Source organism: Micromonospora inaquosa (genome assembly GCF_003857055.1).
Taxonomy (GTDB): domain Bacteria; phylum Actinomycetota; class Actinomycetes; order Mycobacteriales; family Micromonosporaceae; genus Micromonospora; species Micromonospora inaquosa.
The window spans coordinates 33,667-44,654 of sequence record NZ_QGSZ01000374.1; the positions used below are offsets into that span (position 1 = coordinate 33,667).

Genomic DNA, 10,988 nt, shown 5'->3' on the forward strand with positions numbered 1-10,988 from the left:
TGGTTCGGGCGGGTCAGCGGCGGGGGCCGCGGGTGGGCAGGTTGTCGAATCGGGGCCGGTCGCCGTCGCGGAGGCGTTGCCAGGCCCGCCGGTAGAGGTCGGCGGCAGGCTCGAACGGGACGGTCACGCTGAGCCCGGCCGTACCGTCCGGTGCGAGGTCGAATAGATTGGTCTTCCAGCCCTCGATCGGTTTCTGCCCGTGGCCGCGCTCCAGCCACGGGCCGGGCAGGAACAGCGACCGGCCGGCCCGGGACCGGCTGGCCTCGACGACCAGTGCGGTGCCGGCCAGTTCGGCGCGGGCCGCTTTCAGCCGGGCTGGCTTCCAGCCGGTCCACTTCGTCGTGTCGCGGTCGGTTGGGTCCGGCATGGCCAGCAGCATCAGGTACACCGCCGCCGCGTCAGCACCCAGGCCGTTTTCCCCGGCTGCCTCGGCGACCAGATCGGGCACCGACCGGGTCGGGTCCTGCGGCCACCAGGTCCCGTCCGCCGCCCGCGCGCCGCCGCCCGGCTCCCCCGGATCGCCGAGCAGCGCCGCGAAGCGTGGGTCGCGGACCAGCCGAAGCGCCACCTCCATCGGGTACGGCTTGGTGGCGTCGCCCCGCAGCGCCGGCAGGTACGGGTCCGTTCCGTCGACGTTGAGCAGGTCCGGCCGCAGCGCGGGCGAGGGTCGGGCGTCGGCGGTAGCCAGGACGATGGCGCCGTAGCGTTCCCAGCCCGGGCCGGTTTCCGACGGGGTGCCAGCCACCTGGCGGAACGCGGGCAGGGAGACGTACTCGTTGAGGTCGAGCAGCAGGTGCGGGTTGGCCAGCCGATCCCGGATCTGAGCCAGCGCGCCGGGCAGCGCTGCCCGGCACGGATCGCCGGCCGGGGTGTGGTGGGCGACCCAGGCGGCCAGGGTGACCGCGGAGCACAGCACCTCTCCGGTGAAACCCGTTGGCTGGCCGTCAGCCGGCTGGGCCCGATCGCCCTTGATTCCGAAGGTCAGGTCGGTGCTCAGCTCGGCCGAGCGGGCGGGGTCGAGCAGCGCCGGCAACGCCTTCGTGGGTGCCCAGTCGGTGCTGACCGCGCCCACCGCGTCGACGAAGAGCTGTTCGGGTACCACAGCCCGGCGTCCCACGGCGGCGTTCCAGACCCTCGCGGCGGCGGCCACGTCCACACCGTCGGTCCACAGCCGGGCCGGGTCGTCCGGCAGCAGCGCCGAGACTGTGGCCAGCCGGACCGCCGGGCTTGACTCGTGCAGTAACTCGTAGGCCAGGTTGACCTCGCGGACCTGCCTGATCCCGAGGGCCTTGAGCAACTCGGGCGTGGCGGGGTTCATCGAGTTTCCGTACAGCAGTCCGGCCAGCACCAGCTTCCCGGCGGTGGGGGTGACGCCGGTCAGCTCGGCGAACTGCTCGGCCGCTTCCGGCCGCCAGGGTAGTGCACCGCGCGTGGCCCACTCGGTGCGGAAACCGGTCAGCCAGCCGGCCGGCCGTTCGTCACCGACCGGCGCCGAGGATCGCACGGTGTACGGCTCGGGAACGGCGAACACGCCGGCCGGGTCGTGGTACAGCGCGTCGAAGAGGTAGCCGCCGGCGGTGCCGGAGTGGTTGAGCATGGCGATGAACGCGCCGTCGGGCAGCGGCAGGATGCCCGGCCGGGGGGATCGGCGTGCGCCGTCGAGGTTGGTGAGGTCGTCGTCGCGCAGGTACAGCGAGAATCGACGCCAGCGGGCTGGTTCGGCCGCCGTGCTCAGATCGAGCCGGTCCAGCTCGGTGAGCAGGGCGCGCAGCGTCTCCCGGTGTTCGTCCGGGGTGACCGCCGCGACCGCCCGGTAGGCGACGGCGGCGACAGCGCCGAGCAGGTCCCACCAGTCCAGAGTGACCGGCAGCGGCGGCCCGTCGAGGTGCAGCCGTACGGTGGGTTCGTTCCCGGAGGCGGCGGCTCGCTGGGTGGCGATCACCTGGAACTGGGTGAAGGCGTAAGTCGAGCTGCTCGCCCTGACGGTCGAGCGCAGACCGTTCAGCGCCAGCCTGAGCTGCTCGTCGGTCGGTCCGCTCGCGGTGGCCGCCGGTGCCACCGCCTTCGGGGCGGACAGCGACTTGGTGAGCCGCTCGCCTACCACCTCCAGGTCGGTGCGCACATTGGCGGCCAGTCGCAGCACGCCAGCCACCCCGGCCACCAGCGCGTCGTGGCTGATGGTCGGCAACGTCGAGCGGACCAGTTCGACCAACGCGTCCTCGCCATCGTCGGTGGGGGATGGGCCGGCCGATGGGCCGACCACGGTTCCCGGGAGGGCGATGGGAAGGCCGGTGCTGGCCTGCAGGGCCACGGCCAACCCGGATCGGGTCGTCGCCCGGGCTGCGGCCCGTGCGGCCGCTTCGGCCATGGCGGCGCGGCGTTCGTCGAGGGCAGCCTTGAACAGCGTGGCGGCGGTGCCCCGGTCCACCCGGCGCAGGGCCGCGGAGCCGGCCGGGTCCCGGTGCAGCATGTTGCCGAGGAACTCCCGCCTCGGCAACGGGACCACCCTGGCGGTGTAGGGCCGGCCGGACGTCGCTCCGGCGGTGGCTGACACCACACCGTCCGGGTCGACCAGGACGAAACCCTCAAGGACGGCCCTTGGCCGGTCGTCGCCGGGCAGCATCAGCGCCGCGATCGGTTCCTGTCCCGCGGCCACGGTGACGGTACGACCAGCCAGGTCCTCGCCGCGCACCGCGCCGTCCGGCAGGGTGACCACCCGCCATCCGAGTAGACCGCCCACCGGAGCGGCGGCCGGGGTGTCCCGGTCGGACAGGGCCGGCCGTAGCCAGCTGGCCGACTCCTGGAGGCGGCTTCCGCTCACCGGCGACTCGGTCAGGAACCGGGGCAGGCTGCGCCGACCGTGGGTGTTGCTGGCCGGGTCGTACTCGCGCCAGCCGTAGTCGCTGTTCTCCTCGCGGCGGTAGACCCAGTAGGAGGTGCCGTCGGTGATGATCGGCAGCTCCACCGGGACAGCGGTATCACCGGGGTACAGCACGCCGTCGCCGGTGGTCCGTCCGCCGCCGGCAAGCGGCAGAGTGATCTTGTTCGGGCGCCACTGACCGCGAAGACAGCCGTTGATGGCCTGCAGCTCGCCGGGCGACGAGTGCCAGTAGCCGCGCAGGTCGTAGTTGGACGACCGGGATTGCCAGAAGACGAGGAGTTGGCCGTCGACGTAGTGGTAACCGGGCTGGTGCCACATGTCGCCGGCCGGGATGCGCAGGTCGTGGCGGAGCACGATGCCCTCGGCGCCGAGCACGCGCACCGTGGTCGGCCCGCCCATGATCAGGTACGGCCAGGCGTCCTGCTGGGTCACCTCGACCCGCCGGTCGCCGCCGGTCACCTCCTGCCAGGCCTGCTCCCAGTCCGGCCAGCCCAGCTCGTCGAGGAGCCCGCCGCGCAGACTGCGGGCGACGTGCCCGGCGAGGTCGACGTCGAGGGCCTGCCTGAGCTCGCCGCCCGCGGCCTGCGCGGCGGGCCCGTCGAGGTCGTCGAAGACCAGGCGCAACGTCTCGACCGGGAGGTTGCCCAGCCACTTCACCGCCTCCGGAAGGTACGGCAGCCCGGTGGTGAACCGGTCGCGGATCCGTGCCCGCAGCCAGTCGGCCAGCAGGGGCCGGATGCCCTGCGTCCCGGCCAGCCGGCGCTGAGCCTGCTTCTGGTCGTCGACCTGGTCGAGACCTCGGCGCAAAGCCGCGGTGAACCGGTCGTCGCCGGCCAGGGCGAGCAACTCCCGATCTCCCTCGGCATTCACCCAACGCGCCAGGTCCAGGGTGTCGCGTTCCTTCGGCGGCGCGACCGGCAGGTCGAGGGTGAGCAGCAGGTCGAGCAGGTCCAGGTCGCCGGCGACGGCGAGGGCCTCGCCGCTGTCAGCCAGCTCGGCGCGTAGCCGGGCGGCCATCCGCTCGACGAGTGGGTACAGCTCCCGCAATGGCCGGTGGCGGTCCAGGTTGGTCCGGTTCAGGAAGCGGCGCAACCAGCCGACGGACCCATCCTGCGGGCGGGCCGCGTCCGGCACCTCCGGGTCGGAGAGTCCGGCGAGCGCACCGGTGTCGGCCAACAAGGCCAGCCACATGGCCAGGTTGTTTTGGTTGGCGGGCATCAGATCGAGCAGGCTGCCACGGATCGCCGGGTCGCGACCGGCCAGCGCCGTCACCGTCGGCTGGTGCACCTTCCACCAGCCCGCCGGCGCCTCGGCGGCCACCGGCAGCCGCAGCAGCTCGGTCAGGTAGGCCGCCTCGCGGTCGGCGACCTCGGCGGCGCCGGCCGCACCAGCGGACTTGGTGGCGGCCCGGACCAGCCGCTGCACCGCGCTGGCCAACTGCGCGGAGGGAACCACGCCGGCGGCCGCTGCCCGCAGCGCCAGCCGGCAGAACCGCGACAGCGCCTCGTCGGCCGGCAACTGGGCGGACAGTTCCTTCGCGTGGCCGGCCAGCGCGGTCGCGGAGACCACCTTGGCCGCCGCGAATTCCACGTAGACCTCGTCCAGCCGGTTCAGGTCGACCGGCAGGCCGTGCTGCGCCTCCGCCTTGCGCGCCTTGTTGAACAACTGCGTCGCGTAGGTGTCCTGTCCGGCGGCCAGAAACACCCGCGCCGCCTGCTCGAAGAAGGTCGGCAGGAAGTGCGGCAGCGTACGGGCGAAGCGGTCGGCGAGGCTCTGGTGCCCGTCCAGGGCGGCCTTCGGCCGTGACCGGACCTGCTTGGCCAGTTTCTGCAGCTCCGGCACCACCGCCAACGCGTGCCGGCCGTCCGCCGGGCGGTGCACCAGCACCCACTCCGGGAAGGCCAGCGGGCGGCGGGGGCCCAGCCCGACGAGGGCCGGCTCGGCGCCCGGCGTCAGACCGAGGAACCCGACGGCCATGTCCTCGCCCTCGCCGAGGGCCGCGTCGACCAGGCGGACCACCGGCCGGTCGTCGAGAGCCGGGTGCCGGTAGGTGCGGGCGGTGAGGGGCACTGCCCGGTCGCCGGCGCCGGCGGTGCTGATTGGCAGCACCGCGCCGGCGGCCAGCAGGCTCTCCGCCGATTTCCCGTCCGAGGTGGTCGTCATCCCGGTCACGCCTTCTCCCCCATGCGGGTCAGAGCGCCGGACAGGGCCGTCGCCATCCGTATTCCTTCCGACCAGGCCACCGGCCCGACCTCGGTCAACCGCAACGTCGGCCCGTCCACGACGGACCAGGAGAGGCTGCCGAGGGTCGCCTCGGGGTCCCAGTAGTCCTCGTCGAACCACATGACGGCCTCGACCGTGCGGCCGGCCTCCCAGACCCGGCACCTGACCTGGGAGCCGGAGACCCGGAAGCCGAGCGTGGCGGCCCGGGCGGCCAGCCGGTTGGGGACCGTGTTGCCGTGGAAGTCATTGATCGTGGTGTCCCGGTCCTTCAGGTTGGCCGGCCTGACCCACGTGTCCCGGCGTAATTGCTCGACCCGCTGGGTGATGTCCAGTTCGTCGGCGAACTCGCGCAGGTCCGCCAGATCGGGTACGCGCACCGGGTGGGGCAGCGTGGCGCTGACCGGCGAGAGCCGGACGGTGTCCCCGTCGAGGTTGACCACCCGGAGGTCACCGGTGTCCGTGACGTCCCGCAGGAAGCCCGGCTCGGCCGGGTCGTCCCCGAGCACCACCAGGTCGCGCAGCGCGCCCTGCCAGGCCGGGTCCGGCCAGACCCGGGCCAGCAGCCCGGTCGGCACCGGCAGTGAGGACACCACCCAGGCGTCGACCCGCGCCAGGCATTCGGCGGCGTGTCGATCCAGCCACTGGCTGAGCTGGCGCAGCCGGTCCACCTCGGGGTCGTCGCGCAGCGCCTTTGGGAGTGTCTTGAGTGGACGACCGCTGGCCCGTGAGCCGGTGGACCGTGCCGCCATCTTTCCGTCCACAAGGGAGACTTCGTAGGAGTCGCCCACCGCTACCCAGCCCATCAGGATCGCCCTCCACAGTGGCAGATCGGCCGGATTGCATGGCGAATTGGCCGAGACTGATCAACGAGGGGGGAGGCTAACAGTAGCGACCGACACGACAGGGACCCGTTGGCCGGGCGGCGGTGGGGGCCGGGGCCGAGCGGCGGGACGAGAAGGACCGGGCCTGCATAAGTCGCAGAACCGGCTGGTTCGGTTGTACCAGCGGACGGTCGGGCACGCGCCGCGACGCCGGCGTGCACCCGCGCGCTCAGTTGCGGCGAAGCCAGATGACGCCCAGTGGGGGGACCTGGAGGGCTGCTGACGCCACCATTCCGTGCCACGGCACGTCCTCGGCCCGCACCTCACCCAGGTTGCCCACCCCCGACCCGCCGTAGTGGTGCGCGTCGGTGTTGAGCACCTCCGTCCACGTCCCGCCGGCCGGCAACCCGACCCGGTAGTCGTGCAGCGGCTGGGCGGAGAAGTTCGCCACGCAGACCAGCGTCGAGCCGTCCGGGGCGATCCGGACGAACGACACGGTGTTGTTGGCGACGTCGTCACCGGCGATCCAGCGGAAGCCGGCCGGCTCGGTGTCCTGTGCCCAGAGCGCCGGGGTGTCCCGGTAGATCCGGTTGAGGTCGCCGACGAGGCGTTGCACGCCGGCGCGGGCCGGGTCGTGCAGCAGGTACCAGTCGAGGCCCCGTTCCTCGCTCCACTCCCGGTCGTCGGCCAGCTCGGAGCCCATGAAGAGCAGTTGCTTGCCCGGGTGCGCCCACTTGTACGCCAGCAGCGCCCGCACGTTCGCCAGCCGCTGCCAGGTGTCGCCGGGCATCTTGCCGGCCAGTGAGCCCTTGCCGTGCACCACCTCGTCGTGGCTGATCGGCAGCACGTAGTTCTCGCTCCAGGCGTACGCCAGGGAGAAGGTGAGCTGGTGGTGGTGGTGCTGGCGGTAGATCGGGTCCTTCGAGGTGTAGAGCAGGGTGTCGTGCATCCAGCCCATGTTCCACTTGAAGCCGAAGCCCAGCCCGCCCTCGGCGGTGGAGCGGGTGACCCCCGGCCAGGCGGTGGACTCCTCGGCGATCATCACGACCCCGGCGTGGTGCTTGTAGACGGTCGCGTTCACCTCCTGCAGGAACGCGATGGCCTCCAGGTTCTCCCGACCGCCGTACTGGTTGGGGGCCCACTCGCCGTGGTTGCGGGAGTAGTCCAGGTAGAGCATCGAGGCGACCGCGTCCACCCGCAGCCCGTCGACGTGGAACTGGTCGCACCAGTACAGCGCGTTGGCGACCAGGAAGTTGCGCACCTCGTTGCGGCCGAAGTCGAAGACGTACGTGCCCCAGTCGGGGTGCTCGCCGCGCCGCGGGTCGGGGTGCTCGTAGAGGGGGGTGCCGTCGAACCGGGCCAGGGCCCACTCGTCCTTCGGGAAGTGCGCGGGCACCCAGTCGAGGAGCACACCGATGCCGGCCGCGTGCAGCCGGTCGACGAGGAAGCGGAAGTCGTCCGGGTCGCCGAACCGGGAGGTCGGCGCGTAGTAACCGGTCACCTGGTAACCCCAGGAGCCACCGAACGGGTGTTCCATCACCGGCAGAAACTCCACGTGCGTGAAGCCCAGCTCGGTGACGTACGCGGTGAGCTGCTCGGCCAGCTCGCGGTAGCCCAGGCCGGGCCGCCACGAGCCGAGGTGCACCTCGTAGACGCTCATCGGTTCCTGGTGCGGCTGCCGTTCGGCCCGGCGGGTCAGCCAGTCCGCGTCGTTCCACCGGTACGTCGAGTGGTGCACCACCGAGGCGGTGGCCGGCGGCACCTCCGCGTACGCGGCGAGGGGGTCGGCCTTGTCGCGCCACTGCCCGTCGGCGCCCAGCACCCGGTACTTGTAGCGGGCGCCGACCCGGGCGTTGGGGACGAACAGCTCCCACACGCCGCTGGAGCCGAGTGACCGCATCGGCCAGCCGTCGTCGGGCCCCCAGCCGGTGAAGTCGCCGACCACCCGCACCCCGCGGGCGTTGGGCGCCCAGACGCTGAACGCGACGCCCTCGTCGAAGACCCGGGCGCCGAGCGCCTCCCACAGTCGCTCGTGCCGGCCCTCGCGGATCAGGTGCAGGTCCAGCTCGCCGAGGGTCGGCGGGTAGCGGTACGGGTCGTCGTGGGCGGTGCCGTCGACCTCCACCCGGTAGTCGAGCACGACGCCGTCGACCTGCGCCTCGAAGACGCCCACGTCGTGCACCCGCTTCATCTCGTACCGCTCGTCGCCGACGAGCAGCGCGACGTCGCCAGCGCCCCGACGCATGGTGCGGATCGTCGTCGAGGAGTCGGTGGGGTGCGCGCCGAGCAGCGCGTGCGGGTCGTGCGTCGCGCCGGAGATCAGCTGGTCCATCGGGCGTCCTTCGGGGCGGGAGCGGTCGGCGCGGAACGGGACGGGCGGGTGGCAGCCGAACGGGCCGCGGACAGGCGGGCCGCCACCGTGGCCGGGGTCGTCGGCGCGGTGCCCCCGGAAAGGTCGTCCGGCACCTCGGCGACGGTGAGGTCGGCCGGCTCGGTACCGGCCAGCTGCGGCTGGGTCGGCGGGGTCGGGCGACGCACCGTCAACACGTGCGCGGGTTGCAGGTACGGGTCGAGGCGTACCGCGTTGCGCTGACCCCAGTCGTAGTTGGTGCCGGTCAGCTCGTCGTGCACCGTGAACCGTTCGTGCCAGTCGAAGCCGAGCGCCGGCATGTCGAGGGTGGTGTTGCCCCACTGCACGGTGTGCGAGTCGAACGAGCAGACCACGATGACCGTGTTGCCGGTCTGCGGGTCGTGCTTGGACCAGCAGAGCAGCGCCGGGTTGTCGATCTCGTGGAAGCGCAGGTTGCGCAGCTGGTGCACTGCCGGGTTGTCGTGGCGTACCCGGTTGAGGGTGGCCAGGAACGGCGCCAGCGAGCGGCCCTGCGCCTCGGCGCCGGCCCAGTCCCGCGGTCGCAGCTCGTACTTCTCGTTGTCCAGGTATTCCTCGGCGCCCGGCCGGGCGACGTGCTCGAACAGCTCGTACCCGGCGTAGACACCCCAGGAGGGGGAGAGCAGCGCGGCCAGCACCGCCCGGATCTTGAACATCGGCGGTCCGCCGTGCTGCAACGAGGAGTGCAGGATGTCCGGGGTGTTCGGCCAGAAGTTCGGCCGCATGTAGTCGGCCGCCTCGATCAGCTCCTCGCAGTACGCCCGCATCTCGGCGGCCGTCGTGCGCCAGGTGAAATAGGTGTACGACTGGGTGAAGCCGATCTTTCCGAGGCCGTGCATGATGGCCGGCCGGGTGAACGCCTCGGCCAGGAACAGCACGTCCTCATCGACCGCCTTCACCTCGGCGATCAGCCAGTGCCAGAAGTCGAACGGCTTGGTGTGCGGGTTGTCCACCCGGAAGATCCGGATGCCCTCGCCGACCCAGTGCAGCACCACCCGCAGCACCTCGGCCCGGATGCCCTCCGGGTCGTTGTCGAAGTTGACCGGGTAGATGTCCTGGTACTTCTTCGGCGGGTTCTCCGCGTACGCGATGCTGCCGTCGGCCCGGGTGGTGAACCACTCCGGGTGCTCGGTGACCCACGGGTGGTCCGGCGCGCACTGCAACGCCAGGTCCATCGCCACTTCCAGGCCCTGCGCGGCAGCCGCCTGGATGAAGGCCCGGAAGTCCGCCGGCGTACCCAGGTCGGGGTGGATCGTGTCGTGGCCGCCCTCGGCGGCGCCGATCGCCCACGGCGAGCCCACGTCGGTCGGCCCGGCGGTGAGCGCGTTGTTGGGGCCCTTGCGGTTGACCCGGCCGATCGGGTGGATCGGCGGCAGGTAGAGCACGTCGAAGCCCATCGCGGCCACCCCCGGCAGCCGCTCGGTGGCGGTCGCGAAGGTGCCGGACCGGCCACCGACCGCCCCTTCGGAGCGGGGGAAGAACTCGTACCAGGCCGAGTAGAGCGCCCGCTTGCGGTCAACCCAGATCGAGTACGTGTCACCGGCGGTGACCAGCTCCCGCACCGGGTGCTCCCAGAGCAGGTCGGCCAGCGCGAGCGCCGGGTCGACCCGCTGGGGCAGCGGCAGGTCGGTGTCGACCAGCGCGGTGAGCGCGTCGGCGACCCGGGGCCGGTCGGCGGTCGGGACGAGGACCCGGGCGGCGGCGAGCACCCGCGCGCCCTCGGCCAGGTCGTTGGCCAGATCCTCCGGACCCTGCCCGGCGGCGATCTTCTTGGTCACCGCGTTCTGCCAGGTCAGGTACGGGTCCTGAAACGCCTCCACGGAGAAGGTCCACGGGCCGACGGCGTCCGGCGCGATGGTGGCGTGCCAGCGGTCCTGGCCGGGCTCGCCGGGGCGCATCCGGGTGAACGGCCGTTGCTCGCCGTCCGGACCAGCCCACACCACGTTGCAGCCCAGCGCGTCGTGCCCCTCCCGGTAGGCGCGCGCCGACACCGGAACCGGTTCGTCGACCACGGCCTTTGCCGGGTACCGCCCGCACGAGACGACGGGGGAGACGTCTTCGATCGGGAACCGTCCAGTCACCCCGCCAACCTACTGCGCGAGATCCGTTCGCGCGCGGCCAAGCACCGGACGTTGCCGGCCTGGCGCGACGCCGGCTCGGCCAAGATCGACACGCGTTCCATGAAACCGCGGTATCAGCGCGACCCGGATACGGCGGTTTCCGGAAAGCCGAGTGGATCTAGGCCGGCGAGAGACCCGAACAGCTTCAGGCCGGCGGTTCCGGCGCCACGAACGACCCCTTGCCCTGGTGTACCTCGATCCAGCCCCGCTCATCCAAGATCCGCAGGGCCAGCCTGATGGGCGTGGCACTGGCTCGGTACTGCTCGCCGAGTTCCGCGATGGACGGCAACTTGTCGCCGGGCTGGAGCGCGCCGGACTGGATCGAGCGGATCACGTCGTCGATGACCTGCTCGTACACAGGTTGTCTCGGCATGGCAGGGCCACCTCTCGTCAGCCCTCTGAGCATGCCATCCAACATGACACTCTGTGCATCCTGTGTTGACTCTGTACTCACTGCACTCTAAGTTGGATTTGAAGGTTCTCTCGTCAGCAGCGGAGTACCTCCACGCGGTCAGGGTGGGTGGTGCCCCCGTGTCACCCACCCTGACCTGCAC

Annotated in this window: 5 protein-coding genes; all 5 read right to left on the bottom strand. The window is 71.9% G+C overall.

Features of this window, described 5'->3' with window-relative positions; genetic code table 11:
- Positions 1-13: 13 nt before the first annotated feature.
- The 5 genes from DLJ59_RS33975 to DLJ59_RS33995 all read right to left on the bottom strand — a co-directional run bounded on the left by DLJ59_RS33975 (position 14) and on the right by DLJ59_RS33995 (position 10,807).
- Positions 14-5,053 carry a hypothetical protein gene (locus DLJ59_RS33975; RefSeq protein ID WP_208648932.1) on the bottom strand — a complete coding sequence of 1,680 codons (5,040 nt, stop codon included), beginning with the start codon at positions 5,051-5,053 and terminating at the stop codon, positions 14-16.
- On the bottom strand, positions 5,050-5,907 hold the full coding sequence (locus DLJ59_RS33980; RefSeq protein ID WP_124778204.1) for a DUF4132 domain-containing protein: 858 nt from the start codon (positions 5,905-5,907) through the stop codon (positions 5,050-5,052). Before DLJ59_RS33980 ends, DLJ59_RS33975 begins: the two co-directional genes overlap by 4 nt.
- Before the next feature lie 247 nt (positions 5,908-6,154).
- Positions 6,155-8,257, bottom strand: a complete 2,103-nt coding sequence (glgB, locus tag DLJ59_RS33985) for a 1,4-alpha-glucan branching protein GlgB (protein ID WP_124778205.1) — start codon at positions 8,255-8,257, stop codon at positions 6,155-6,157.
- Positions 8,245-10,395, bottom strand: a complete 2,151-nt coding sequence (locus tag DLJ59_RS33990) for an alpha-1,4-glucan--maltose-1-phosphate maltosyltransferase (protein WP_244236378.1) — start codon at positions 10,393-10,395, stop codon at positions 8,245-8,247. Before DLJ59_RS33990 ends, glgB begins: the two co-directional genes overlap by 13 nt.
- 184 nt (positions 10,396-10,579) lie before the next feature.
- Positions 10,580-10,807, bottom strand: a complete 228-nt coding sequence (locus tag DLJ59_RS33995) for a winged helix-turn-helix domain-containing protein (protein WP_124778206.1) — start codon at positions 10,805-10,807, stop codon at positions 10,580-10,582.
- Between the last annotated feature and the right edge of the window lie 181 nt (positions 10,808-10,988).

Coding starts and splice junctions, on each gene's coding strand:
- DLJ59_RS33980 (WP_124778204.1), bottom strand. CDS start 5,907: ATGGGCTGGGTAGCGGTGGGCGACTCCTACGAAGTCTCCCTTGTGGAC.
- glgB (WP_124778205.1), bottom strand. CDS start 8,257: ATGGACCAGCTGATCTCCGGCGCGACGCACGACCCGCACGCGCTGCTC.
- DLJ59_RS33995 (WP_124778206.1), bottom strand. CDS start 10,807: ATGCCGAGACAACCTGTGTACGAGCAGGTCATCGACGACGTGATCCGC.